Genomic DNA, 25969 nt, shown 5'->3' with positions numbered 1-25969 from the left:
CCTTGCCAACGTGAAATCTTGGTGGCGGATTCATCGCGACTGAAGTCGCTCCTACGGCAGACGCCGGATGAATAACCTGCCGAGAGATCACACCTGGCTGCCATTTCGAGAACTATTGCGTTGAGTCCTATTGCGGCGTGTCGTCCCGGAGTCGTTCCAGTGCCGGCACGCTCAGGCCGTGGCGCCGCGCGGCCTCGAGCAGCGGGCCGAGGATGGCATCGCGCTCGGTACGACGTCCGGCCAGCACGTCCTGCAGCATCGAGGCGCGATTGTTGGCCGTGCCCTCGATGACCCCCCAGACATGGGCCTGCCAGCCGGTTTCCGGCGGCTCGATCTGCTCGGCGGCCATGAGGGTCGCCACTTCGGCAACGATCGCCTCGACACGAGGACGATACGCCGGGGCGCGCAGCTCGCCGTTGCGAATGCGGTGAATCGCCACCAGCGGGTTGATCGCGGCGTTGACGGCGAGCTTGTGCCACAGCCGGCGGCGGATATCGTCGCAGGCCCGTGTCTCGAGGCCGGCGGCGGTCAGGGTCGCGCTGGTGCGTGTCGCCAGTTCCGGGTAGCGACCCTCGAGGTGGCCCAGGTGGGTCAGACCATGGCCGGCATGCACCACCCCGTCCTCGCCGTGTGTGTAGGCGCCTTCGCTGGTCACCGCGCAGAGTACCGGGCCGGCCCAGCGCCGGGTCGCCCTGGGCTGGGCCTGAAACCCGTTCTGCCACAGCACCACCGGGGTATCGGCGGCCACCCGGGCGGCCAGCTGGTCGAGCGCGGCGTCCACCGCATGGCTCTTGGTGGTGACGTGGATCAGGGCCGGTCGGCGCGGCGCCTCGGCGAGGGTGAGGCGCACCACCGCGTGCCGGCGAACCTCTCCCTCCGGGGTCGTCATGATGAGCGGGTTTGAGCCGGTACGGCGGCCGATCAGGATCGAGGGCTGTCGTTCGGCCAGGCGTGCCGCCAGCAGCCGGCCGAGAGCGCCGGCGCCGAGTATCAGCCAGCGAGGGTCGGTGGTCATGTGTCCTCTCCCTGCCGGGTGGTGCGGCGCGTCCCGCGCCGTGTGGACTTGCCGGTCATGTCACTACTGCCGGATTGACTGGAGCGCCGACGACGCGACGAGGCTTTTGCTTTTTTTGAGGCCGGCTTACCGGAGGCCGGCTTACCGGAGGCCGGCTTCTTCGGCGTCGGCCCCAGGCCACGGGTCTCGCCGAGGGCCTGGCGCATGCGGCCGGCATCGGCGGCGGCCAGCAGCTCGCGCAGGTCCGCGAGCAGCCCGTCGAGGAACGGCCCGGGTGCCTCTTCTGCCTCGGCGATGGTCCGCAGGCGCTGCTCCCAGAGGGCGGTGCGCTCGGGCCGTGTCGCCGCATCGGGCAGAGCCTGGATCAGGGCGTGTCCGGTGGCAGTGGCGCGCAGGTTGCCGCTCTGGCGCACCAGGTAGCCGCGCTTGAGCAGCGTCTCGATGATCGTGGCGCGGGTCGCCTCGGTGCCCAGGCCGTCGGTGTCGCGCAGGGTCCGCTTGACCGCCGGTTCCTCGACATAGCGGGCGATGTTCATCATCGCCTTGATCAGGCTGGCGTCGGTGAAGGGTTCCGGGGGGCGGGTCAGCTTGTCGTCGATGTCGGCGTTCGTCACCGTGACCGGCTCGCCCTCGGTCAGCGCCGGCAGGGGCGGGGCCTCGTCGCGGCTGGTGAACAGCGGCTTCCAGCCGGCGACCAGGATCTCGCGGCCCTGGGCGCGAAAGGTCTCGTCGAGGATCGTGAACTCGGCCTTGACCTCGCGGGTTTCCAGCATCGGGTAGAACTGGGCGATGACGTTGCGGGCGATCAGTCGGTAGATCGCCGCTTCCGGGGGCGACAGGCGCTCGGGCGCGAAGGGCTTGCCGGTCGGCGCCAGGGCATGGTGCGCGCCGACCCGGGCATCGTCGAAGGCCCGGGGACGCCGCGTGAAGTCGGTGCCGGCCAGCCAGTCGCGCAGGGTCGCGTCGCCCGCCCCGGCGCGCTCCAGCAGGGTGCCCATGCCGGCGCGGTGCTCCTCGGGCAGGTAGCGGCAGTCCGAACGCGGGTAGGTGATCAGCTGATGGCGCTCGTAGAGCGCCTGGCAGACATCCAGCACCTGCTGGGCGGAGAAGCGGTGGCGGCGGGCGGCGTCGACCTGCAGGGCCGACAGCGAATAGGGCAGGGGCGCGCTCTGGCGCTTGCGCCGGGCGTCCAGCCGGGTCAGCCGCCCCTCGGCGCCGGGCAGCCGGGCCAGCAGCGCCTCGGCCGGGGCCCGGGCGAGCAGGCGTCCCTGGTCGTCGAGCGGGTGGTGTTCCCCCGGCTGCCACCAGGCACGCAGCTCGCCGGCGGCCACCGTCAGGTCGGCCCACAGCACGTGATACGGGCGCGGCTCGAAGCGGGCGATGTCGATGTCGCGGCGGGCCACCAGGCCGAGTACCGGCGTCTGCACGCGGCCCACCGACAGCACGCCGTCATGCCCCGCCTGGCGGCCGGTCAGGGTCCAGGCGCGGGAGAGGTTGATGCCGTAGAGCCAGTCGGCCCGCGAACGCGCCCGGGCCGCCTCGTAGAGCGGCTGATAGCGGCGGTTGTCCTGCAGCGCGGCCAGTGCGCGGGTCACCGCCGGCCGGTTGAGGTCGCTGATCAGCAGCCGCGCCACCGGCCCCCGCCAGCCGAGGTGCTCGATGACCTCCTGCACCAGCAGCTGACCTTCCCGGTCCGGATCGCCGGCATGCACCAGGCTGTCGGCGCGCTTGAGCAGGTCACGCAGTACCTTGAGCTGGCCGCGGGCCTTGTGACGCGGCACCAGACGCCAGCGTTCGGGAACGATCGGCAGGTGGTCGAGCCGCCACTGCTTGTAGCGCGGGTCATAGGCATCCGGCGGGGCCGGCTCCAGCAGGTGGCCGAGACACCAGCTGACCCAGGTGTCGCCGACCTCGAGGGCACCGTCCCGGCGCTGCGTTCTGCCTGGCAGGGCGTCGGCGATGGCGCGGGCCAGGCTGGGCTTTTCGGCGATGATCAAGCGCATGGTGGTGAGTATGGCGCCATATGGCTGGATGGGCGTCCAGTATGCCCGAGCCGACAGGGATGGTGCATCCCCGGGCTGACGGTTTCAACCGAGGGCGCGCTTGGCCTGGACCAGGGCCCGGTACCAGTCGCGGCGCGGGGGGCCGATCGCCAGCGGGCGCTGGCTCAGGAAGCTCACGCCGCGATTGTCGCTGTGCGCATGGCTGGCCTGGTAGTTGACCAGCATGTCGAGGGTCTGTTCGCGGGCGCCGTAGTGCTCGATCAGAAAGCGCCGGGCGGCGGGGTCGAGATCGACCCGGTAGTGGCGCACCAGCGCCAGCGCCAGGGATTCGGCGGTACGCGAAAGGCTGACCTCGATCTCCTTGACCATGGCCGAGCCCAGCGCCGCCTTGGTGGCGGCCGACAGGTTGGGTTCGAGCTGGCCGAAGTCGGCGGCGTTGGAGCCGTTGATGGCGCGCTGGACCTCCGCGTGCGACAGCTGGATATGGGGCTCCAGGGCCAGGGCGATCTCGATTGCCAGGCGCTTGGCGGCGTCCACGCCGACGGTGAGCAGGGTGTCACGTTCCACCTGCTGGGCACGGGCGTGACGCGGCATCTCGATGCCGGCTTCCTTCAGGTGGCGGGCGAGATGCTTGCAGACCTCGGCCTTGGCGGCGTCGTCCAGGGCGATGACGTGTTCGCGGATGCGCAGGCCGCGCCGCCCCGGGCCCAGACGCAGCCGGGTATCCTGATCGCCGAGGCGGCTGCTGATGCGTTCCCAGCGCTCGGAGCGCTTGATCAGCTGGGCATGGCTGCGACCGACCGCTTCGTAGGCGTTGTAGGCCGACTTGTAGAGGCGGATGGCGTTGGTCAGCAGGTCGGCCTTCTGGCGCAGCTGGCTGCGCCGGTCGGTCAGGCCCCGGGCCACCACCGGCGCCAGGTGATGGATCTGTTCGGCCAGCGCGTCCATGGCCTGCAGCGAGCGCTCGAGCAGCACCTCGGCGCGCAGCCCGGCGGCGGCATGCTCGACCAGGGTGCCGGACTGCTCGGCCAGGTAAGCGGTGAGTGCCTTGAGACGCGACAGGGCGGTGGCCTGGGCGATGCGGTAGCGGGCCCGGGCCTCCTCGAGGCCGTCCAGCGCCTGGGCCAGCCGCCAGCGGCCGCGGTACTCGAAGGTCAGCATGGGGATCCGGCGCCCGCTGATCAGCTCGAAGGCCAGGATCAGCATCTCCTCGACATCCTGCAGCGTCATCAGCAGCTCGTTGTCCTGCTCGATGGCGGCCAGCACGCGCTCGATGAAGTTGGTGTCGCGCGGCACGCCCTGGCGGAGGTTGGGGGCGCGGCCCTCGAAGCGCTCGCGCAGCAGTGTGGTGGCTGCCGGGGCGAGCTCGGCGATCGCGGCGAACTGCGGCTCCAGGGTATCGCGATAGCGTGCCACCAGGTCGCGGATGCGGGCATGCAGCCCGGCGCGCCGATAGATGTCGATCTGGGTGATGATGCGCGCGCTGTCGCGGTCGTCGAGCAGTTCGATGGCGGCCAGCTCGACCCCCTCGGGGGACAGGTCCTGCTTGCGCAGCAGCATGGCGGCGGCCTCGCGGCGGCGGGCGTCGCCCTCGAGGCTTTCGACGATCAGGTTGCGGGTCGCCAGCAGCAGCTCCGGCAGGCTCTTGATGACACGTTCGACCTTCTGGGCGGTACGCTCCGCCCGTCGCCCGCCGGTGAGGTTGTGCACCAGGTTGGCGATGATGCCCGCGGCGCCGGTGATCACCGTGTAGGAGATGAAGAAGATGTAGTTGTCGGCGGTGGGCGCCTTGCCGTAGCCCAGCAGGTAGCCGCCCCAGGCGCCGAGGAGGGTCACCGGGCCGGCGGTCCACAGGATCTGCAGCAGGCTCACCGTCCAGGGGACCTTCTCCACGGCGGCGGTGATGCGTCGGATCTCGTCGCGGCCTTCGCGCTCCAGGCGTACCTGCGGGGTTTCGTGGGAAGATGGGTCACGACGGAACGGCAGGCGCAACGCGAAGAGTCCTCGAGCGGGGGTAGGCAGACCGGAACAGGGCGCTACCCTAGCACCGCCGGGGCAGGCGCGCCAGCGTTGGTGAGTCGGCTGCACGGGGCGTGCTAGAATGGGCGGATTTGCCGAGGAGGGGTGCAATGCTGGCGATGTGGGTAGAGCAGCTGCTGGGGTATGCCGGGGGCGCCCTGGCGGCGATCCGGGCGGATGAACACTATCCCTCGCTGATGGCCTGGGCCCGTGACGAGGGCGTCGGGTATCTGGGCGGCAACATCGCCCAGGCGCAGGCACTGGCGCCGGAGCTGTGGAACCAGACACCGCTGGAACGGCTGGACTTCGCCTGTGAACCGCTGGCCCGGCCGGGGCGCAACGAACCCTGCTGGTGCGACTCGGGGCGCAAGATGAAGCACTGCTGCGGGGCCGTGAGCCTGCCGGGCGCGGTGCCGCCGCACCTGATGTGGATGCTGTCGCTGCGCGACTGGAAGGGCGATACCCTAAAGGCCGCGCTGGAAAGCGGCCGGGCGCCTGCCCAGGCCCTGCTGGAAGCCGGCCTGATCGCCGCCGAGGGCGGCCAGCGTGGCCGCGCCCAGCAGATTCTCGAGACCCTCTTCCAGGCCGCCGACTGGGATCACCTGCCCGAGCAGGCCGAGCCGGCCTTCGAGCTGCTGATCGAGCTCTACCAGGAGCGCGGCTTCAACCGCAAGCGGGCCGCGCTGCTGGATGCCATCCTCGAGCGGGGGCCGCTGTTCCTGCGCGGCGTGGCGCTGGAGCGGCTGTGCCTGATGCACCTGGACAGCGACGATCTGGCCAGCGCTCGCGAGGCCTTCGTGCGGGCCCAGCAGACCCTCCCCGATTCGCCGACCCTGGCCTACATCGAGGCCATGCTGCTGCTCCACGAGGGGCATCCGCAGGAGGCCCGTGAACGGGCGAACTTCTGGTTCCGTCGCCTGGCCCGCCAGGGCGACCTGGATGGCGAGCAGCTGCAGTTCCTGGCCGACCTGGCCGACAATCCCGGCGCGACCCTGGCCGAGCAGATGGTCAACTCCGAGGAAGCGCTGGCCGAGCCGCTGATGGGACTCCAGGCGCTGCTCGAAGCGCTGACCACCGCCCCGCGCCTGCAGTTCGAGATTGGTGACGAGGGTACCGAATACCACTCGACGGCGCGCGAGGACACCTTCTTCGCCGCCTGGCGCGAGGTGTTCGGCGTCGACGTGGACGAGGAGGCGGCGCTGGGCTTCCAGGCGGACCCCTGGCCGCAGGCCGGCGACTGGCTCAATGCCCTGTGCGCCCACCCCGAATGGCTGGATTCCCCGGCCGTGGTGCAGACCCTGAGCATGGCCCTGGCGAGTCGCTTCGGCAGCCTGCCGTGGATGGCGGAGAGCTTCTTCGCCCCCCTGGCGGCGCGCTTCGAGCGCTGGCTGGAGCAGATCGAGGCGCACGCGGCGCCCTTCGTCTGGGACGTGGCCGACAATGCCGTGCTGCTGCGGGCCGGACTGGCACTGGTGGTGGGCATGGAACGCGGCGATCGGCAGCGTTCCCGTCGGCTGGCCGAGCGCCTGCTGGTGCTCGACGAGAACGACAGCCTGGGGCTGCGCGAACTGGTGCTGGACCAGCTGCTGCGCGAGGGCCGCGATAGCGAGGCGCTGGCCCTCAGCGACCAGCCGACGGGAGAAGAGGAAGCACCGCTGCTCGGCGTGCTGATGGGGCGCGTCCTGGCCCTGTACCGGCTGGAGCGTTTCGATGCCGCCGAGGAGGCCCTGGACGCGGTCGATGCGCTCAACGCCCATGTCGTCGCCATGCTGTGTGCCGACAATCCCCGGCCGGTACCGCTGGCCGTGGAAGTGCCCGAGCCCGGCACCAAGGCCGAGGCCTGGCAGTATCGCGCGCTGATGCGCGACCAGTGGGTGGCCACCCGCGGCGCGCTCCAGTGGCTGGCGGAACAGCGCCAACGGCTGGCCGAGCGCTCCGGCGGGCGCTGATCAACGCGCGCCGTCCTCGGTGGCGGCCGCCGGAATCCGGCTCGGATCGCGCCCCAGCCACCAGGCCAGGGCGATCGCCGGCAGGCCGATGAGGGTGGACCACAGGAAGAAGACCGCGTACCCCTGGCTGGCCACCACCACTCCGGAAAAGCCGCCGATGAACTTGCCCGGCAGGGTCATCAGCGACGAGAACAGCGCATACTGGGTGGCGGTGTAGGCCCGCGAGGTCAAACTCGAGAGAAAGGCGATGAACACCGTGCTGGCCAGCCCGTTGGCCAGGTTGTCGCCCATGATGGTCACCACCAGCATGGGCAGCTGGGCCCCCAGGCCGGCCAGCGCGGCGAACAGCAGGTTGGTGGCCGCGGCGAGCACGGCGCCGGCCAGCAGCATCCGGGCGATGCCGTAACGCACCACCAGCAGCCCGCCGACTACCCCGCCGGCGATGCTCATGGCGATGCCGAACACCTTGGTCACGTTGGCGATCTCGGCCAGCGAGAAGCCCAGGTCGATGTACAGCGGGTTGGCCATGGCGGCCATCGACAGGTCGCTCAGGCGGAACAGCCCGATCAGTGCCAGCAATCCGATGGCCTGCCGCCCGTAGCGGGTGAAGAAGTCGGTGAAGGGGCAGATCACCGCGCCCACCACCCAGGCGCCGAAGCGCCGCCAGCGCCGGGGACGATGCCGCTGGGCGTGCAGGAAGCGGCGCACGCGGGGCTCGTGCTGCCAGGGCACGCCGAGTGTCGAGCGCGGCGGCTCGGGTCGCGACAGCACCGTCAGCATGCCCACGCCGACCAGCCCGGCCATGGTCAGGTAGGCGGCCTGCCAGGACACCAGGTCGGCGATGTACAGGGCGCCGGCACCGGCGGCCAGCAGGCCGCCGCGATAACCGATGATGTAGGTCGAGGCCATCGCCGCCTGGATGCGCTCCTCGGCAGACTCGATGCGAAAGGCGTCGATGACGATATCCTGGGTGGCCGAGCCGAAGGCCACCAGCAGGGCGAAGGCAGCGACCAGCGGCAGGTCCTGGCGCGGGTCGAGACCGGACAGCGCCGCCAGCGCCCCGGCGATCACCAGCTGGGCGAGCAGCATCCAGCCGCGGCGCTGGCCCAGGCGGCGGGTCAGGATCGGCAGCGGAAGCCGGTCGATGACCGGCGCCCAGAACAGCTTGATCGAATACAGCATGCCGATCCACGAAAAGAAGCCGATCGCCGCGACCTCGACGCCGGCATCGCGCAGCCAGGCGGTCAGCGTCGAGAAGACCAGCAGGAAGGGCAGGCCGGCGGCAAAGCCGAGAAACAGCATGGCGACGACGGGGGCACGGCGATAGACGCTCAGGGCCTGGCGCCAGGAGCGGCGGGGGGAGTCGGGCATGTCGGCCTCCTGCCGGACGGGACGCTGCCGAGGGCGAACGTCCACGCCATCGATGTTAGGATGAAGGGGTGGCGGCAAGCGGCTAACTTACGCGGTTCCCCGTCGCCGAATCAATGCCGCCCCCGCGAGTCATCCCAGCCATGGTGTCAAAAGCGAGATGAGCGAATCCCACAGCGTTTCCACGGAGATCGACAGTCGGGCCATTCCCCACTGGTACCTGATCCAGTGCAAGGGCGGGGAATCGTTCCGCGCCACCGAGCATCTGGCCAACCAGGGCTACGAGATCTTTCATCCGGTACTGCAGGTCCAGAAGAAGCGTCGAGGCCGGCTGTGCTGGATCGACGAGCCGCTGTTTCCCTATTACCTGTTCATCCGACTCGACCGGCTGGCCAGCAACTGGCGGCCGATCCGCTCGACCCGGGGCGTGCTGCGTCTGGTGACGTTCGGCGATCAGCCCCTGCCGGTCGATGACGCCCTGATCGACGCGCTGCGCCACAATGCCGCCGCCAGCCCGGACGATCGCGAGATCAACGTCTACTTTCGGGCCGGCGACACCGTGGAAATCTGCGAGGGTCCGTTTCGGCAGCTGCAGGCGGTCTTCGAACGGCGCAAGGGCGAGGAGCGTGCCATCGTGCTGCTCAACCTGCTGCACGGCAGCCAGGCCGTGGACGTGCCGATCTCGCAGCTGCGCCGTTCCTGACCCCCGGAGCCGACCCTTCTCTTTTCTTGCCGACCGGAGGCTTTCATGTCCATTACCGCCCAGCAGGTCGTGACCCTGCACTACACCCTGCGCGATGCCGACGGCGAGGTGCTCGACGACTCGCGCCGTCGCGAGTCGCCGCTGGAGTATCTGCATGGCCACGACAACATCGTGGCGGGTCTCGAGCGGGCGCTCGACGGCCATGCGGCCGGCGACAGCCTGACGGTGACCCTGGCGTCCGTGGACGGCTACGGCCCGCGCGACGAGGCGCTGGTCCAGACGGTGGCGCGCAGCGCCTTCGGTGGCGTCGAGTCGCTGGCGCCGGGCATGCGCTTTCAGGCCCAGGGCCCGGACGGCCCCCGGGTGGTGACGATCGTCGATGCCGACGCCAGCCGGGTGACCGTGGACGCCAACCATCCGCTGGCGGGGCAGACCCTGAGTTACAGCGTCGAGATCCTCGCGGTGCGCGAGGCGACCCGCGCCGAGCTGGCCAAGGGGCATCCGCTGGCGCCGGACGTCGCGGCGTCCGAGGTCGAGGACAAGAAGTTCGGATGAGCCCGGCGACATGCCCCGTTGGCCGTGCCGTGCCCGGCTCTTGACCCAGGTCAGAAAGCCGGGCGCGGTGCTGCGCTACAGTGCGAGGTGTCGGGTCACGCGGTTGGCCGGGATCACCGGGCCGGCCGCGCGGATCGACAGATGTCGTCAGGGAGGGGCAATTGCCCCGCTATCGCCGGTCCTCGGACCGGCTTTTTTTCGTGCGTTTCCTGCGTTTCCTGCGTGTGCTGCCCGGACCCGCCCCGGTGTCAGGCGGGGGTGGCCTGCAGGGGGCTCTCCCGATAGCGGTCCAGCCAGGCCAGCACGGCGTCGGCCTCGAGGCCGGGCGAGATCAGGTAGCCCTGGACCTGGTCGCAGCCGACGGCGGCCAGCCGATTCAGGTGCTGCGGGGTTTCCACGCCCTCGGCGATGACGCTCAGCCCGAAGCGGTGAGCCAGCGCGATGCTGGCATCGACGATCATCGCGTCCTCGGGCTGCTCGAGCATGTCCATCACGAAGGACTTGTCGATCTTGAGTACATCGAGTGGCAACTGGCGCAGCTGCGCCAGCGACGAATAGCCGGTGCCGAAGTCGTCGATGGCGACCTGGATGCCCTGGCGCCGCCATTCGGCCAGCCCCCGCGCCGTGCGTTGCGGATCGTGCATCATCGACTGCTCGGTGATCTCGACCATGAGGCGGTGAGGGTCGACGCCCCGTTCGGCCAGCCAGGCCGAGACCAGCATGTCGAAGCCGGCGCGCTCCAGGTCGATTGCCGACAGGTTGACGGCGATGGTCTGGGGGCGCTGGCGGGCCTGCCAGTCCGCCATCTGGGCGATGACGTGCTGCAGCAGCCATTCGCCCAGCAGCGCCATGTGTCCGGAGGCGGCGGCCAGCGGCAGGAACTCGTCCGGCTGCAGCAGGCCGAGCTGGGGGTGCTGCCACTGCATGAGCGCCTCGAAGCCGGTCACGCTGCCATCCTGGACCCGGATCTTGGGCTGGTAGACGACCCGCAACTGCTGTTTGCGGACCGCCATCACCATGTCGTGGAGCAGTCGGCGCTCGCGTTCATGATGGCGGTCCAGTCCGCTCTCGTAGGCGTGATAGCCGTCGTGTGACTGCCGGGCCAGCGACAGGGCGATGCCCGAGCGCCGCATCAGGCGATGTCCGTCATCGCCGTGCTCCGGATAGTGCAGGTCCGATATCGACAGCGAGGGAATCAGCGACGTGCCTTCCAGCTCCAGGGGGCGATCGACCGCCTCGCGCCAGTGGTCGTTGCCCTGGGCGCCGTCGGTGATCATCAGGAACTCGTCACCGCCGAGCCGATAGAGGCGGCCGTCGTGCAGTGTCAGCCGCTGCAGCCGGCGAGCCAGCGAGACCAGCAGCTCATCGCCGATGGCATGGCCCAGGCACTCGTTGATGGTCTTGAGGTTGTTGACGCTCAGGCGGATCAGCGAGAACGGCCGGCGATCGCCGATCAGTCGCTCGATCTCGGCCAGTGCCGCGCGATGGGTGCCGACCCCGGTCAGGGCATCGATGTCCACGGTCGGCAGCGGGGCGATCGGTCCGGGTGACGACGACAGCAGGCGTGCGGCGCTGCGGCGGGTCAGTTGCGAGGTGCCCAGCAGCAGCCGGGCAATGGCGCGTTTCAGCAAGGCGGTCACGAGCGGGTATCCTGTCGGGTGAAGGCCAGGCGAGTCAGGGGTATGGCATTTAACCTTGGGCAACGCAAGACGCCAAGGGTTCGCCGGAGGCCGATGTCCGGCTCAGTGACGGTGGTCCGCCAGCCACCAGTGTCGCTGCCAGGCGCGCATGACGCGCTCAGGGTAGTCCGTTCGGCCTCGCGAGCCATGGTAACGGGCCAGCGCCCGGGTGAGATCACCGTGCTCCTGACGCAAATAATAGGCCAGGATGGTGCAGCCGTAGCGCAGGTTGGTGGCAGGGTCGTGCAGGTCGTCGTCGGCCCGTCCCAGCACGCGCTTCCAGAACGGCATCACCTGCATGAGGCCCCGGGCGCCGGCCGGTGACTCGGCCTGGGTGCGAAAGCCGCTTTCCACCTGGATCACCGCCAGCACGATCTGGGGATCGAGGCCGGCCAGGCGCGCTTCCGCCCGGACGCGTCGCAGCAGGGTACGGCGCCGGTCCGCGTCGGGCAGGTGCGAGGCCAGTCGGCGCTGCATGGCGTCGATCCAGGCCGCGTCCACGGTTGAGGCGACATCGCTACGGGTCGCCTCGAACGTCTTCTGCAGGCCGGTGGGCAGCGGCGGTGTGCCCTGCACCGCCGCCACGGCGAGGCAGGGCGCCAGGCTCAGTGCCAGCAGCAGCCAGCGCAGGCGTTCACTCGGCGAGCCGCTCACGCAGGAAGTCGGCCACGCTGTCGGCGGGGATCATGGTGTTGTCCGTGTCGCGGCGGCCCTTGTATTCCAGCTCGTTGTTGTCGAGACCGCGGTCGCCGATGACGATGCGGTGGGGAATGCCGATCAATTCCTGATCGTTGAACTTGACGCCGGGCCGGGTATCGCGGTCGTCGAGCAGCACGTCGAAGCCCTGGTCGCGCAGCGTTTCATAGAGCGACTCGGCGGTGTCGCGCACGCGCTGCGACTTGTGGGCGTTCATGGGCACCAGCACCACCTCGAACGGGGCGATGGCGTTCGGCCAGATGATCCCGGCCTCGTCATGGTTCTGCTCGATCGCCGCGGCGACGATGCGCGTGATGCCGATCCCGTAGCAGCCCATCCACAGGGGCGTCGGCTTGCCGCTCTCGTCGAGCACGGTGGCATTCATGGCGGTGGAGTACTTGGTGCCCAGCTGGAAGACGTGGCCGACCTCGATGCCGCGCTTGATCGAAAGCCGGCCCTGGCCGTCCGGCGAGGCGTCGCCCTCGATGACATTGCGCAGGTCGGCGACCCGGGGCAGAGCCACGTCACGCTCCCAGTTGATGCCGAAGTAGTGCTTGCCGTCGATGTTGGCACCGGCGCCGAAGTCGCTCATCAGCGCCACGCTGCGGTCGATGATGATCGGCATGTCCAGGTTCACCGGACCCAGCGAGCCGGGGCCGGCACCCACCGCGGCGCGAATCTCCTCCTCGCTGGCCATGGTCAGGGGCGTGGCGACCTCGGGCAGGTTCTCGGCCTTGACCTCGTTGAGCTCATGGTCGCCGCGGATCAGCAGGGCGATCAGGCCGCCCTCGGCGGCATGCACCATCAGGGTCTTGATGGTCTTCTCGATGGGCAGGCCGTGCTGCTCGACCAGCGCGGCGATGGTCCTGGCGTTCGGGGTGTCGACCAGGCGCAGTTCCTCGCTCGGCGCGGCGCGCTCGCCCTGAGGCGCCAGTGCCTCGGCCTTCTCCATGTTGGCGGCGTAGTCGGACTCGGTGGAGAAGACGATGTCGTCCTCGCCGGAGTCGGCCAGCACGTGAAACTCGTGGGAGCCGGTGCCGCCGATGGAACCGTTGTCGGCGATCACCGGGCGGAAGTCGAGCCCCAGGCGGGTGAAGATGCGCACATAGGCGTCGTACATCACCTGGTAGGTGGCCATCAGCGAGGCTTCGTCGACATGGAAGGAGTAGGCGTCCTTCATGATGAACTCGCGCGAGCGCATCACGCCGAAGCGCGGCCGGATCTCGTCGCGGAACTTGGTCTGGATCTGGTAGAAGTTGGCCGGCAGCTGCTTGTAGCTGGCGATCTCGCGGCGCACCAGGTCGGTGATCACCTCCTCGTGGGTCGGGCCGACGCAGTAGTCGCGGTCGTGGCGGTCCTTGAGCCGCAGCAGTTCCGGCCCGTACTGCTCCCAGCGGCCGGATTCCTGCCACAGCTCGGCGGGTTGGACGGCCGGCATCAGCACCTCCTGGGCACCGGCGCGATCCATCTCCTCGCGGACGATGCGCTCGACCTTGCGCAGGGTACGCAGGCCGACCGGCAGCCAGGTGTAGAGACCCGAGGTCAGGCGGCGAATCATCCCGGCGCGCAGCATCAGCTGATGACTGACGACCTCGGCGTCGGCGGGAACTTCCTTGAGGGTGGCGATCAACAGTTGGCTGGCGCGCATGGGTCCGGCGTTTCCTTCAGTGACTCGTTAACGGGCCTGGTTCGGCGATTCGAGGCATTGTACGGGCAAGCCGTGAGCGCGGCAAAAATCCGTGATCTCAGCGCAGGCGCACGGTCTCGATCGGTATTTCCAGGCGTGTCAGCTGGCGCTGCCAGTCGGCATGATTGTCGACCTGTCCGGTCTCGCGCAGCGCGGCGATGGCATCGAGATCCAGGCGGGCGAACTGCCAGCCGGGGGTGTCGTCGTGGGCGCGGGTCAGCACGCCGTCGGGTGGAAAGCCGTGGTCGCAGGGGGTGTAGACCGCGGCCCGGCCGATGTTGATGTCCACCGCCGGCGACCACAGGGCCTCGCCGCTGGTCGGCGAGTGGATCACCGCGACCTGCTGTTCGATGGCGCGGGCCTGGGCGCACCAGCGGACCCGGTGATAGCCGGCTTCGGTGTCGGTACAGCTGGGCACCAGCAGCAGCTCCGCGCCGGCCTCGACCAGGCGGCGGGCCAGCAGCGGGAACTCGCTGTCGTAGCAGATCAGCACCCCCAGGCGCCCGACCGGCGTATCGAAGACCTTGAGCCCGCCGCCATGGTCGGGATCGCCGGGCGCGATGCCCCACTGGCCGCGCTCGAAGCGGGTCATGAGCTGCTTGTCCTGAAAGCCGGATCGCCCGGGGGCAAGCAGCCAGGCACGATTGACGTAGCGATCCGGTGCGATGCGCCAGGGCATCGACGGGGCGAGCAGGGTGACGGCGTGGCGTTCCACCAGTGACCACCAGGTGGCGAGTGCCTCCTCGCGCAGCGCCTGCAGCGCCTCGCGCTGGGCGCGCAGGTCATCGCGAACGGGAGCGGGCAGCAGCGAGGCGAGCTCCATGCCGCCGTACTCGGGCAGCACCAGCAATTCGGCGCCGTGGTTCACGGCGTTCTGGACCCAGCGCTCGGCCTTGGCATGGAACTCGCCCATGTCGTGGAAGGCCTCGATCGGGTACTGGGCCGTGGCGACGTCGATCATCCGAGGCATGCCGGCTCCTGGTCGTCGATTTCACCGGCAGAATACCACGGCTTTCGCAAGCGGCGCAGGGTCGCCGATGCCGGACACTGGCCAGGCCAGGATGAAGAGCTTATACCAAGGTCTTACTACCAAGGGATTGGCGGACGCCTCGTTAGCATGCAATCATTTTATTGTCGACACGTTCGTGTCACGCGTTCCTTGCCATTGACGGAGAGACCAGCATGACCGTAGCCAGTATCGGGGCACGTTGCCGCCTGCCGGGTTGGGAGTCACTCAAGCGCAGCGCCGAGGAAGCCGCCGCCCTGATCGAGAATGGCATGACGGTCGGCATGAGCGGTTTCACCCGGGCCGGCGAGGCCAAGGCGGTTCCGCTGGCGCTGGCCGAGCGAGCGCGGCACGACCCGCTGTCGATCACCCTGATGACCGGCGCCTCGCTGGGCAACGATCTCGACAAGCAGCTGACCGAGGCCCATGTGCTCTCCCGGCGCATGCCGTTCCAGGTCGATGCCACGCTGCGTCGGGCGATCAACAGCGGCGAGGTGATGTTCATCGACCAGCACCTCTCGGAGACCGTCGAGCTGCTGCGCAATCACCAGTTGAAGGACATGGACGTGGCGGTGGTCGAGGCGGCAGCGATCACCGAGGAGGGCGGGATCGTGCCGACCACCTCGGTGGGCAACTCGGCCAGTTACGCGATCCTCGCCAAGCAGGTGATCATCGAGCTCAACCTCTCGGCACCCGCCGAACTCGAGGGGCTGCACGACATCTACATTCCGCAGATGCGTCCCAACCGCACGCCGATTCCGGTGGTGGCGCCCGACTCGCGGATCGGCACGCCCTACATCCCCATCGACCCGAGCCGGATCGCCGCCATCGTGGTGACCGACGGCCGTGACAGCCCGTCCACGGTGTTGCCGCCCGACGTCGACACCCAGCGCATTGCCGATCACCTGATGGCGTTCTTCGCCGCCGAGGTGGAAGCCGGGCGCTTGTCCCGCTCGCTGCTGCCGCTGCAGGCGGGGATCGGGACCATGGCCAACGCGGTGATGACCGGCCTGGCCAACGGCCCCTTCGAGCATCTGACCATGTACTCCGAGGTGCTGCAGGATTCCACCTTCGACCTGTTCGATGCCGGCAAGCTCGACTATGCCTCCGGCTGCTCGATCACCCTGTCCGAGGCGCGTGGCGAGGCGGTCTGGCGCAACCTCGACAAGTATCGTGACCGGCTGATCCTGCGCCCCCAGGAGCTCTCCAATCATCCCGGCATCGTGCGGCGGCTGGGCGTGATCGCCGTCAACACGGCACTGGAGGCGGACATCTACGGCAACGTCAACTCCACGCATGTCTGCGGCACGCGGATGATGAACGGCATCGGTGGCTCCGGGGACTTCGCCCGCAACGCCCAGCTGGCGGTGTTCATCACCAAGTCGCTGGCCAAGGGCGGCGATGTGTCGAGCCTGGTGCCCTTCGTCAGCCATGTCGATCATACCGAGCACGACGTCGACATCCTGGTGACCGAGCATGGCCTGGCGGACCTGCGTGGCCTGGCGCCTCGCGAGCGGGCGCCGCTGATCATCGAGAACTGCGCCGACCCGGCCTATCGGCCGGCCCTGCATCGCTACTTCGAGGCGGCCTGCCGGCGGGGCGGCCATACGCCGCACTGCCTGGAACAGGCGCTCGGCTGGCACCAGGCGATGGAGCGCGACGGCCACATGCGCACCCTGCGCGACGACGGCTGAGCCCTTGCGGCGCGCGAAGCGCCGATTGCCAGCCGCCCCGTTAGCGACTATCCAGAAAGAGCACGGGATAGCGCCAACGGGAGTTCGGCATGAAAACCTATGAGTGTGTCTGCGGGGCCAGGCTGTTCTTCGACAATACCCACTGCCTGGCCTGCGGCCACGAGGTCGGCTGGTGCCCGGGGTGCGCACGCATCAGTGCGCTCGAGTCCCTGGCGGAGGGCGGCTACCGTTGCCTGCACGAGGACTGCGGCGCGGCACTGCTCAAGTGCGGCAACTATGCCGACCACGACGTCTGCAACCGGCTGGTCGCCATCGTCGACGGCCGGGCCGAGGCGCTGTGCGACTGCTGTCGCTACAACGACGTGGTGCCCGACCTGTCGATCGAGGGACACCGCGAGCGCTGGGCGGCACTCGAGGCGGCCAAGCGGCGGCTGTTCTACACCCTCGACCTGCTGGCGCTGCCGCACGGCACCGCCGATGAGGGCTTCGATCCGCCGCTGAGCTTCTCGTTCATGGCCGATGCGCTGCCGGATGCCGGGCTCTGGCGCAGCACCGCAGGCAGCGAGCGGGTGTATACCGGGCATGCCGGCGGGCATATCACCATCAACGTCAAGGAGGCCGACGACGTCGAGCGCGAACGGCTGCGCGTCGACATGAACGAGTCTCATCGCACCCTGATCGGGCATTTTCGCCACGAGATCGGCCACTATTACTGGGACCTGCTGGTCAAGGGCCGTGACGAGGACGCCTTTCGCGAGATCTTCGGCGACCCGGCGGCGCCGAGCTACGGCGAGGCGCTGGAGCGTTACTACGAAGCCGGGCCCCCCGCCGGCTGGCCGGCGGACTTCGTGTCCGCCTACGCCGCCATGCACCCGTGGGAGGACTTCGCCGAAACCTTCGCCTTCTACCTGGATATCGTCGCGGTGCTCGACACGGCCCATCACTTGGGCTTCTCGGGGATCGACCATGACGCCAGCCTGCCACGCATGCTCTCGGCCTTTCAGCAGGTGGGGCTCGCCGCCAACGAGCTCAATCGCGAGATGGGGCTGACCGACCTCGTACCCGAGGTGGTCACCCCGACGATTCGCGACAAGCTGGCCCATGTGCATCGGCTGGTCCATCAGGCCTCGGGCTAGGTGGGTCAACCCATCGGGTCGTTCACGGGAGTTCCCGACCCGGCTAATCGGAGGGTAATTGTAGGGTCCCGGATGAACAACCTGCCGAGAGATCACGCCTAGTCGGCTTCCTCGTCATCCTCTTCCGCCGGCACCAGGCCGCGCGGGGTGTCCTCGAGACGCGCGAAATAGGCCGTGGCGATGGCCTCGTGGAGGGTATTGAAGCCGATCTGCAGCTCGTCGATGAAGGCGTGCAGCTCGTCCGGGGAGCGCGCCAGAGCCTGCATGTCGGCCTCGAGGACGTCGGCACGAACCAGCGCCGCCGCCGCCAGGGCGCGGTCGTGACGGGGCAGCGACTGCAGCTCCCAGGCCAGCGCCTCGAGGCTTCTCGCCACCGCCCGCGGGAAGTGCTGGTCCTGGAGCAAAAAGCGCAGCACGTCCGGCCCGCGGACCCGCAGGCGGACCTGCTGGCGGTACATCTGGTAGGCGGTCAGCGACTTGAGCACGCTCATCCACTGCAGGTTCTCGAAGGGGCGCAGTTCTTCCGGATCCTTGGGCAGCAGGTTGCCCGAGCGCACGTCGAGGATGCGGGTGGTCATGTCGGCCCGCTCGAGATGGCGGCCGATCTCGATGAAGGTGCGTGCCGCCGAATGGCTCAGCGTGCCCTCGATCAATCCGGTGAGCGTCTGGCAGCCGCGGATCAGGCGCTTGAGGAAGCCGTCGCGACGCCGTGGCGCGAGGCCGTGCTCGGCCTGGTCGCGAACCTCCAGATACATCTCGTTGATCTGCTCCCAGATCTCGCGGGAGACCACGTCGCGGGTGGTGCGCAGGTTCTCGCGGGCGCCGGCCAGCGAGGAGAGGATCGAGCCCGGGTTCTCGCGCTCCACGCAGAGAAAATGCACGACATTCTTCTCGTTGCGCCGGTCGTGCAGCACGGCGAAGGTCTCGTCGCTGCCGGTGATGTCGATCAGCGTCGACCAGCCCAGGGCCGTCTGATGGGGCAGGTCGAGCAGCAGGTGGCTGTTCACGCTGACCAGGCGTGCGGTGTCCTCGGCACGCTCGAGGTAGCGCGCCATCCAGTAGAGGTTCTCGGCGACTCGCGACAGCATGGCATTCACTCCCCGTCGGTCTCGACGATCCAGGTGTCCTTGCTACCCCCGCCCTGCGAGGAGTTCACGACCAGCGAATCCTTGACCAGCGCCACCCGGGTGAGCCCCCCGGTGGTGACCTGAATGTCGGTGCCGGACAGGATGAACGGCCGCAGGTCGACGTGGCGCGGTTCGGCGTGGCCGTCGCAGAGGGTCGGTGCGGTCGACAGATTGAGCGTCGGCTGGGCCATGTAGTTGCGCGGGTCGGCCTGGATACGCTCGGCGAACTCGGCACGCTGGGTCGGCGTGGCGCGGGGGCCGATCAGCATGCCGTAGCCGCCCGACTCGTTGGCCGGCTTGACCACCAGTTCATCGAGGTGGTCGAGCACGTAGCGGCGATCCTTCTCGAACATGCACAGGTAGCTGGGCACGTTGGGCAGGATGGCCTCCTGATCGAGGTAGTAGCGGATGATCTTCGGCACGAAGGCGTAGACCACCTTGTCGTCGGCGACCCCGGCGCCGGGTGCATTGGCCAGCGCCACCTTGCCGGCGCGCCAGGCGCGCATCAGCCCGGCGACCCCCAGGGTGGACTCGGGATTGAAGACCTCGGGGTCGAGGAACAGGTCGTCGATGCGGCGGTAGATGACGTCGACCCGGGTCAGCCCCTCGATGGTGCGCATGTAGACGATGTCGTCGTCATCGACCACCAGGTCCGAGCCCTGGACCAGCTCGACACCCATCTGCTGGGCCAGATAGGCATGCTCGTAGTAGGCGGAGTTGTAGATCCCGGGGGTCAGCACCACCACCTGCGGCTCGTCGTGAGGACGCGGCGAGAGGCTGGCCAGCATGTCGTAGAGCTGGGCGCAGTAGTCGTCGACCGGCAGGATGCGACCGGTGGCGAAGACCTCGGGCAGCACCCGCTTGGTGACGTTGCGGTTCTCGAGCATGTAGGAGACCCCGGAGGGCACGCGCAGGTTGTCCTCGAGGACGTAGAGGGTGCCGTCGGCGTCGCGCACCAGGTCCGAGCCGCAGATATGCGCCCAGACATGGTGGGGCGGGTCGATGCCGCGACACTGCGGGCGGAAGTTGACCGACTGGGCCAGCACCTCGGCGGGCAGTACCTTGTCCCTGACGATGCGCTGGTCGTGGTAGAGATCGTCGATGAACAGGTTGAGCGCCTCGACACGCTGCTTGAGCCCGGCCTCGGTGCGCCGCCACTCGTCGGCGGGGATGATCCGCGGGACGATGTCGAACGGCCAGGCGCGATCGATCATGCTGCCTTCGGAGTACACGGTGAAGGTGATGCCCATGGTCTGGATGGCGATCTCGGCGGCGGCCTTGCGCTCCGAGAGGTCCTGCGGCGTGAAGCCGGCGAGGATGTCGCAGAGTTCCCGGGCCGCGGGGCGGGGCTGGCCGGGGGCCGCCAGGAGCTCGTCGTAGAAACCCTTGCTGCGGTAGTTCTGCCAATCGATGAGACTCATGGGCGTTACCTCGGCAGGCGACCGGCAAGCGGGTCGCGATTTCGGTCCGTTACACGCCGCGGGGGCTTTTTTAAAGCTATACCAGTTTGTGGGTGACCGCCTCTCGTCAAGCGTTGATGCGAGTTGATGCCAAATGTTGCAGGTTGTGCTGGGTGGGACCTCGGCCGATAGTGAAGGCATCCGCCGGTAGTCCCGGTATCCGCCGCGCCAACGGGGGTCGCCATGACGATTCGCGTCGCCTTGCAGCACCACACGAGTTACCACTTCGATCGCCCGGTCAATCTCTCGCCGCACCTGATCCGCCTGAGACCCGCCCCGCATTGCCGGACCCCGGTCGAGGCCTATTCGCTGACCATCGGTGGCGGCCCCCACTTCCTCAACTGGCAGCAGGATCCCTTCGGCAACTTCATCGCCCGCGCGGTGTTTCCCGAAACGCTCACGCAGCTGACGGTCGACATCGAGCTCATCGCGCCGATGACCGTGATCAATCCCTTTGACTTTTTCGTCGAGCCCTACGCCGAGACGTTTCCCTTCGCTTATCCCGAGGCGCTGGCCAAGGAGCTGGCGCCGTATCTCGAGGTGCGCGAGGCGGGGCCCCGGCTGCGCGACTGGCTGAGCGCCGTAGCGCCCGAAGCCCGCGGTTCGGTCGATTTCCTGGTCGATCTCAATCAGCGTCTGCAGCGTGACATCGCCTATCTGGTGCGCATGGAACCCGGGGTCCAGAGCTGCGAGGAGACGCTTGCCAACGCCAGCGGCTCGTGCCGCGACAGCGCCTGGCTGCTGGTGCAGATCCTGCGTCACCTGGGGCTGGCGGCACGCTTCGTGTCCGGCTACCTGATCCAGCTCGCCGCCGACGTCAAGGCGCTCGACGGCCCGTCAGGCACCGAGGTCGACTTCACCGACCTGCATGCCTGGACCGAGGTGTTCATCCCCGGGGCCGGCTGGGTAGGGCTGGACCCGACCTCGGGCCTGCTGGCCGGGGAAGGGCACATTCCCCTAGCGGCCACTCCCGAGCCTTCCAGCGCGGCGCCGATCAGCGGCTTCTCCGACGAGTGCGAGGTCGAGTTCGACGTCACCATGCACGTCGAGCGTATCCACGAGGAGCCGCGGGTCACCAAGCCCTACAGCGAAACCCAGTGGGCCGAGATCATGGCGCTCGGCGAGGCCGTCGACGAACGCCTCGCGGCCGGCGACGTGCGCCTGACCCTGGGCGGCGAGCCGACCTTCGTGTCGATCGACGACATGGATGGCGAGGAGTGGAACACCGCCGCCCTCGGACCCCACAAGCGCCGGCTGGCCGGCGATCTGCTCAAGCGCCTGCGGCGGCGCTTCGCCCCGGGCGGGCTGCTGCACACCCACCAGGGCAAGTGGTATCCCGGCGAGTCGCTGCCGCGCTGGGCGCTGGCCTGCTACTGGCGCCGCGACGGCGTGCCGCTGTGGCGCGACGAGACGCTGCTCGCCGACGCCCGCCAGGCGGGGCGCCACACGCTCGGCGACGCCCGGCGCTTCGCCGAGGCCCTGACGCGGCGCCTGGGGCTCGATCCCCGCCACCTGATCCCCGGTTACGAGGACGCCTACTACTACCTGTGGCGCGAGCGCACGCTGCCGGTCAACGTCGACCCGCGCGATTACGATCTCGACGATGACGAGGAGCGCCGCCGGCTGGGCCAGCTGCTCGAGCGGGGGCTGGGCGAGGCCACCGGCTTCGCGCTGCCGCTGCGTCATTCGCGGACACGCGCGCATGCCTGGGAAACCGGCGACTGGCCGCTCAGGCGCGACCATCTCTACCTGATTCCCGGCGATTCGCCGATGGGCCTGCGCCTGCCGCTGAGCGCGCTGCCGTGGGTCGAGCGTCCGGATTCGCCCCACCCGCAGTCGCTGTTCGAGTTTCGCCAGGTGCTCGGCGACATTCACGGCGAGGTGATGCGCCGCTACAGCGAGCTGCGCGAGCGTCAGGGCGGCGATGCCGGGCACGGCCTGCATCACGAATCCGACGACGAAACGTGGCAGGCCCAGGCCTCGCCCGAGGACGACCGCGAGGACCGCGTCATCCACACCAGCCTCTGCGTCGAGCCGCGTGACGGTCGGGTGCACGTCTTCATGCCGCCGCTGACCCGGCTCGAGCACTACCTCGATCTGGTGGCGAGCATCGAGGACACTGCCGCCGAACTCGCCATGCCGGTGATCGTCGAGGGGTATCCGCCGCCGGCCGATCCGCGTCTGGCGAAGTTCCTGATCACCCCCGACCCCGGGGTGATCGAGGTCAACATCATGCCGGCCGAGGACTGGCCCTCGCTGGTCGCCCATACCGAGACCCTCTACGAACAGGCCCGGCAGTCGCGGCTGGGCACCGAGAAGTTCATGCTCGACGGCCGTCACACCGGCACCGGCGGCGGCAATCACGTCACCCTGGGCGGTGCGACGCCCGCCGATTCGCCGTTTTTGCGCCGCCCCGACCTGCTGGGCAGCCTGCTCACCTACTGGCAGCATCATCCCAGCCTGTCGTACCTGTTCTCGGGGCTGTTCATCGGCCCCACCAGCCAGGCGCCGCGGGTGGACGAGGCCCGCCACGAGGCGCTCTACGAGCTGGAGATCGCGCTCTCGCAGATGCCCGAGGGCGAGGTGCCCCAGCCGTGGCTGGTCGATCGCCTGCTGCGCCACCTGCTCACCGACATCACCGGCAACACCCATCGCGCCGAGTTCTGCATCGACAAGCTCTATTCGCCGGACAGCGAGACCGGCCGGCTGGGGCTGGTCGAGCTGCGCGCCTTCGAGATGCCGCCCCATGCCCGCATGAGCCTGATGCAGATGCTGCTGATCCGCGCCCTGGTGGCGCGCTGCTGGGAGCGCCCGTATCGCGGCAAGCTGGTACGCTGGGGTACGGCGCTGCACGACCGCTGGCTGCTCCCGCACTGCCTGTGGAACGATCTCGGCGACGTGCTCGACGACCTGCGGCGTCACGGCTTCGACTTCCGGCAAGAGTGGTTCGCGCCGTTTCTGGAGTTCCGCTTCCCGGTGCACGGCCGGGTGGCCTACCGTGACGTTCGGCTCGAGCTGCGCCAGGCGATCGAGCCCTGGCACGTGCTCGGCGAGGAGAACGCCGGCGGCGGCACCGCGCGCTACGTCGACTCTTCGGTGGAACGCGTGCAGGTCCGCGTCGAGGGCATGAGCGGCGATCGCTACGCGGTGACCTGCAACGGCCGTCGGGTGCCGCTGACGCCCACCGGTCGGGTCGGCGAGGCGGTCGCCGGGGTGCGCTTTCGGGCCTGGCAGCCGCCGTCGGCGCTGCATCCGCGGATTCCGGTGCAGGCGCCGCTGGTCTTCGACGTCGTCGATACCTGGAACGCGCGCTCGGTGGGGGGCTGCACCTACCACGTCTCGCACCCGGCCGGACGCAACTACGAGACCTTTCCGGTCAACGCCAATGAGGCCGAGGCGCGGCGTCTGGCGCGTTTCCGGGCCGAAGGCCATACTCAGGGGGCCATGAGCGCACCGCCCGAGGCGCCGAGCCTGGAGCTGCCCATGACCCTGGACCTGCGACGCATGCCGTGAACGACCGACCGGGGTGATCGGGCCAGGGGCTTCGAGGAACGACATATGTCGTCGTGCCGGCGCGTAGATCGACGCTTTGCCGGACGGCAAACGCGGTATCATGACTGTCGGCTTTCATTACCTCACGGGCCTCTCTCGATGCTGGGTCACGATGTTCCCGGTCTGCCGGATGCCGCGCGACTGCGCGATGCCCTCGCGCTCGATGCGCCGCTGTCGCCCGAGACGGCGCTGGCGCTCGAGGCGTTCCTCGGCGATTACGCCCCCGGTGCAGGCCATGACGTCCTGCTCGATGGCGAAGGGCGCTTGCGCCCGCACTGGCGCGGGCTGCTCGAGGCACTGGCGGCGCTCGGCGAGGCCGGTCTCGCCGAGCGCTCCGACGAGGTCCAGCGGCTGCTCTACGAGAACGGCGTCACCTTCAATGTCCACGACGACGCACGCGGCCGCCTGCGTACCTGGCGGGTCGACCCGCTGCCGCTGGCGATCGACCCCGCGACCTGGCGCGAACTCGAGGCCGGGCTGACCCAGCGCAGCCGGCTGCTCGATGCGCTGCTCGCCGACCTCTACGGCCCGCGTCGGCTGATCGACGAGGGCGTGCTGCCGCCCGAGCTGATCTTCGAGCATCCCGGCTTCCTGCTGGCCTGCGACCGGGGGGGCGAGCCTGCCGGAGAGGCCGCCGCCACGCCGTCGGGGCTGATCTTCCACGGCATCGACCTGGTGCTCGATGCCGAGGGACGCTGGCGGGTGATCGCCGACCGGGTCCAGGCCCCGTCGGGCGCCGGCTACGCCCTGGAAAACCGCATCATCCTCGCCCGCGCCATGCCCAACCTCTATCGCGAGGCGCCGCTGCGTCGCCTGGCGGGTTTCCTCGAGGCCGAGCATCGCACCCTGGCGTCGCTGTCGACCCGGCATCGCGATCAGCCCCACGTGGTGCTGCTGACGCCGGGGCCGGACAGCGACAGCTACTTCGAGCACGCCTACCTGGCCAACTACATGAATCTCCCGCTGGTCGAGAGCCTCGACCTGGTGGTGCGCGACGAACGGGTGTGGATGCGCACCCTGGGCGGGCTCAAGCCGGTCGACGTGATCCTGCGCCGGCTCGAGGATGCCTGGTGCGATCCGCTGGAGCTGCGCGGCGACTCGCTGATCGGCGTGCCCGGCCTGGTGCAGGCGGCGCGCAGCGGCGGCATCGCGCTGTCCAATCCACTGGGGGTGAGCGTGCTCGAGCATCCCGGGCTCGCGCCGTACCTGCCGGCGCTCTGCCAGCGCCTGCTCGGCGAGCCGCTCGCGCTGGCCACCCCGGAAAGCTGGTGGTGTGGCGACCCGGCCTCGCTGGAGACGGTGCTCGCCGAGTTCGACGCCCTGGTGATCCGCGGCATCGAGCCGGGCGCCCGGCTCGTCGAGGTGTCGAGCCTGAGCCGGGACCAGGCGCAGGCACTGCGCAAGGCGGTGATCGCGCGGCCGACCCGCTACGTGGCCCAGCGGCCGATCATGCCCGCCACCGCACCGGTCTACGACGATGCCGAGCACCGCCTGCATCCCGCGCCGTTCAACCTGCGTGCCTTCGTGACCCGCGAGCCGGGCGAGCACGACGGTGACTGGGACTACCGGGCGATGCCGGGCGGGCTCGCCTGGGTCGGCAGCCCCGGGACACCGTCGCTGGCCAGCGAGGTGGTCAAGGATGTCTGGGTGCTGGCCGAGAAGCCGCAGCCGCACGTCAGTCTGCTGCGTCAGGCCGCCGGACCGATCGTGGTCACCCGCGATGGCGTCGATCTGCCGAGCCGGGTCGCCGACAGCCTGTTCTGGCTGGGACGCTACGGCGAGCGTCTCGACGTGCGCGCGCGGCTGTTGCGCGAGGCCCTGCTGCGTCTGCTCGAGCAGGACCAGCAGGAGTATGCCGACATCAGCCTCGCCGACCTGTTCGAGGCATTGACGCTGAAGTGGCCCGCGGCGGCCGCCGCCGAGCGACGCTTCGGCGACCTGCGTGCGACCCTGCTGACGCTCCTCGAGGACGACCAGCCGGCGGGGCTGCCGGCCTGCTTCCAGCCGATGCTGCGCAACTGCCGGGCGGTGCGCGACCATCTGGGAGACGACGCCTGGCGCGTGCTCAACCATCTGCGCCGCCACATCAATGCGCTGTCGCCGGTGCCCTCGGCGAGCGCCGGACGGCGCGCCTGCGAGGAGGTCGTCACCCAGCTGTCGGCCTTCTTCGGGCTATGCAACGAGACCATGCCGCACCACTTCGGCTGGCGTTTCATGGATATCGGACGTGTAACTATTCAGGTCACGCTGCCTGATCCAGGCCGTCCCGACGCATGAATTCGGGCACTTCACCGGCAAACAACTGTTCTAGTGCGGTGTG

General features: G+C 69.2%; 17 protein-coding genes. 7 read left to right on the top strand and 10 right to left on the bottom strand.

Going from position 1 to position 25969, the window contains the following annotated elements; translation table 11 throughout:
• Nucleotides 1-127: 127 nt before the first annotated feature.
• The 3 genes from KGQ91_RS13385 to KGQ91_RS13375 all read right to left on the bottom strand — a co-directional run bounded on the left by KGQ91_RS13385 (nt 128) and on the right by KGQ91_RS13375 (nt 5010).
• Entirely contained in the window at nt 128-1015 is an 888-nt protein-coding gene (locus KGQ91_RS13385; RefSeq protein WP_224421177.1) for a ketopantoate reductase family protein, read from the bottom strand.
• Complete coding sequence (locus tag KGQ91_RS13380) at nt 1012-3018, bottom strand: DNA topoisomerase III (protein WP_224421176.1); 2007 nt, start codon at nt 3016-3018, stop codon at nt 1012-1014. Before KGQ91_RS13380 ends, KGQ91_RS13385 begins: the two co-directional genes overlap by 4 nt.
• An 84-nt stretch (nt 3019-3102) precedes the next feature.
• Entirely contained in the window at nt 3103-5010 is a 1908-nt protein-coding gene (locus tag KGQ91_RS13375; RefSeq protein WP_224421175.1) for a hypothetical protein, read from the bottom strand.
• Between the two features lie 137 nt (nt 5011-5147).
• On the opposite strand from KGQ91_RS13375, the gene KGQ91_RS13370 reads away from it, so the two are divergent.
• Nucleotides 5148-6986 carry an SEC-C domain-containing protein gene (locus tag KGQ91_RS13370; protein WP_224421174.1) on the top strand — a complete coding sequence of 613 codons (1839 nt, stop codon included), beginning with the start codon at nt 5148-5150 and terminating at the stop codon, nt 6984-6986.
• On the opposite strand, the gene KGQ91_RS13365 is transcribed toward KGQ91_RS13370, so the two are convergent.
• Nucleotides 6987-8357, bottom strand: a complete 1371-nt coding sequence (locus tag KGQ91_RS13365; RefSeq protein WP_224421173.1) for an AmpG family muropeptide MFS transporter — start codon at nt 8355-8357, stop codon at nt 6987-6989.
• A 157-nt stretch (nt 8358-8514) separates the two neighbouring features.
• Between KGQ91_RS13365 and rfaH the strand changes: the two genes are divergently transcribed.
• Nucleotides 8515-9057, top strand: coding sequence for a transcription/translation regulatory transformer protein RfaH (gene rfaH, locus KGQ91_RS13360; protein WP_224421172.1), 543 nt, complete (start codon nt 8515-8517; stop codon nt 9055-9057).
• Between the two features lie 45 nt (nt 9058-9102).
• On the top strand, nt 9103-9612 hold the full coding sequence (locus tag KGQ91_RS13355) for an FKBP-type peptidyl-prolyl cis-trans isomerase (protein ID WP_224421171.1): 510 nt from the start codon (nt 9103-9105) through the stop codon (nt 9610-9612).
• Nucleotides 9613-9860: 248 nt separating this feature from the next.
• Here KGQ91_RS13355 and KGQ91_RS13350 read toward each other — a convergent pair whose 3' ends face one another.
• From KGQ91_RS13350 to KGQ91_RS13335, 4 genes are all read right to left on the bottom strand, one after another.
• Entirely contained in the window at nt 9861-11252 is a 1392-nt protein-coding gene (locus KGQ91_RS13350; RefSeq protein WP_224421170.1) for a putative bifunctional diguanylate cyclase/phosphodiesterase, read from the bottom strand.
• 102 nt (nt 11253-11354) lie between these two features.
• Nucleotides 11355-11945 (bottom strand): lytic transglycosylase domain-containing protein, encoded by a 591-nt coding sequence (locus KGQ91_RS13345; RefSeq protein WP_224421169.1) that lies wholly within the window; start codon nt 11943-11945, stop codon nt 11355-11357.
• Nucleotides 11926-13635 (bottom strand): proline--tRNA ligase, encoded by a 1710-nt coding sequence (locus KGQ91_RS13340; protein WP_224421168.1) that lies wholly within the window; start codon nt 13633-13635, stop codon nt 11926-11928. The genes KGQ91_RS13345 and KGQ91_RS13340 overlap by 20 nt, the downstream gene beginning before the upstream one ends.
• Before the next feature lie 97 nt (nt 13636-13732).
• Nucleotides 13733-14644, bottom strand: coding sequence for a carbon-nitrogen hydrolase family protein (locus KGQ91_RS13335; RefSeq protein ID WP_163650142.1), 912 nt, complete (start codon nt 14642-14644; stop codon nt 13733-13735).
• Nucleotides 14645-14856: 212 nt separating this feature from the next.
• On the opposite strand from KGQ91_RS13335, the gene KGQ91_RS13330 reads away from it, so the two are divergent.
• Together KGQ91_RS13330 and KGQ91_RS13325 are read left to right on the top strand one after the other, a co-directional pair.
• On the top strand, nt 14857-16374 hold the full coding sequence (locus tag KGQ91_RS13330; RefSeq protein ID WP_224414773.1) for an acetyl-CoA hydrolase/transferase family protein: 1518 nt from the start codon (nt 14857-14859) through the stop codon (nt 16372-16374).
• 89 nt (nt 16375-16463) lie between these two features.
• Nucleotides 16464-17510, top strand: coding sequence for a zinc-binding metallopeptidase family protein (locus KGQ91_RS13325; protein WP_224414774.1), 1047 nt, complete (start codon nt 16464-16466; stop codon nt 17508-17510).
• A gap of 98 nt (nt 17511-17608) precedes the next feature.
• Here the strand turns inward: KGQ91_RS13325 and KGQ91_RS13320 are convergent, their stop codons facing one another.
• A complete protein-coding gene (locus tag KGQ91_RS13320) occupies nt 17609-18598 on the bottom strand; it encodes an alpha-E domain-containing protein (protein WP_163650145.1) in 990 nt (329 codons plus the stop codon).
• Between the two features lie 5 nt (nt 18599-18603).
• Nucleotides 18604-20058: a circularly permuted type 2 ATP-grasp protein gene (locus KGQ91_RS13315; RefSeq protein WP_163650146.1), complete on the bottom strand. Its 1455-nt coding sequence runs from the start codon at nt 20056-20058 to the stop codon at nt 18604-18606.
• 222 nt (nt 20059-20280) lie between these two features.
• Here KGQ91_RS13315 and KGQ91_RS13310 point away from each other — a divergent pair, with 222 nt between their 5' ends.
• Nucleotides 20281-23610, top strand: coding sequence for a transglutaminase family protein (locus KGQ91_RS13310; protein WP_224421167.1), 3330 nt, complete (start codon nt 20281-20283; stop codon nt 23608-23610).
• A 138-nt stretch (nt 23611-23748) separates the two neighbouring features.
• A complete protein-coding gene (locus KGQ91_RS13305) occupies nt 23749-25926 on the top strand; it encodes a circularly permuted type 2 ATP-grasp protein (protein ID WP_224421166.1) in 2178 nt (725 codons plus the stop codon).
• Nucleotides 25927-25969: the final 43 nt, after the last annotated feature.

It is taken from the genome of Modicisalibacter tunisiensis, from assembly GCF_020148005.1.
Lineage (GTDB): Bacteria > Pseudomonadota > Gammaproteobacteria > Pseudomonadales > Halomonadaceae > Modicisalibacter > Modicisalibacter tunisiensis.
The sequence above is the reverse complement of the archived record's forward strand: the minus strand, read 5'-3'. Positions and strand labels throughout refer to the sequence as shown.

Bases quoted from the DNA above. Each gene is read 5' to 3' on its own strand.
- KGQ91_RS13380 (WP_224421176.1), bottom strand. From the start codon at position 3,018: ATGCGCTTGATCATCGCCGAAAAGCCCAGCCTGGCCCGCGCCATCGCC.
- KGQ91_RS13310 (WP_224421167.1), top strand. From the start codon at position 20,281: ATGACGATTCGCGTCGCCTTGCAGCACCACACGAGTTACCACTTCGAT.
- KGQ91_RS13320 (WP_163650145.1), bottom strand. From the start codon at position 18,598: ATGCTGTCGCGAGTCGCCGAGAACCTCTACTGGATGGCGCGCTACCTC.
- KGQ91_RS13355 (WP_224421171.1), top strand. From the start codon at position 9,103: ATGTCCATTACCGCCCAGCAGGTCGTGACCCTGCACTACACCCTGCGC.
- KGQ91_RS13325 (WP_224414774.1), top strand. From the start codon at position 16,464: ATGAAAACCTATGAGTGTGTCTGCGGGGCCAGGCTGTTCTTCGACAAT.
- KGQ91_RS13305 (WP_224421166.1), top strand. From the start codon at position 23,749: ATGCTGGGTCACGATGTTCCCGGTCTGCCGGATGCCGCGCGACTGCGC.
- KGQ91_RS13335 (WP_163650142.1), bottom strand. From the start codon at position 14,644: ATGCCTCGGATGATCGACGTCGCCACGGCCCAGTACCCGATCGAGGCC.
- KGQ91_RS13385 (WP_224421177.1), bottom strand. From the start codon at position 1,015: ATGACCACCGACCCTCGCTGGCTGATACTCGGCGCCGGCGCTCTCGGC.
- KGQ91_RS13365 (WP_224421173.1), bottom strand. From the start codon at position 8,357: ATGCCCGACTCCCCCCGCCGCTCCTGGCGCCAGGCCCTGAGCGTCTAT.
- KGQ91_RS13340 (WP_224421168.1), bottom strand. From the start codon at position 13,635: ATGCGCGCCAGCCAACTGTTGATCGCCACCCTCAAGGAAGTTCCCGCC.
- KGQ91_RS13330 (WP_224414773.1), top strand. From the start codon at position 14,857: ATGACCGTAGCCAGTATCGGGGCACGTTGCCGCCTGCCGGGTTGGGAG.
- KGQ91_RS13370 (WP_224421174.1), top strand. From the start codon at position 5,148: ATGCTGGCGATGTGGGTAGAGCAGCTGCTGGGGTATGCCGGGGGCGCC.
- rfaH (WP_224421172.1), top strand. From the start codon at position 8,515: ATGAGCGAATCCCACAGCGTTTCCACGGAGATCGACAGTCGGGCCATT.
- KGQ91_RS13315 (WP_163650146.1), bottom strand. From the start codon at position 20,058: ATGAGTCTCATCGATTGGCAGAACTACCGCAGCAAGGGTTTCTACGAC.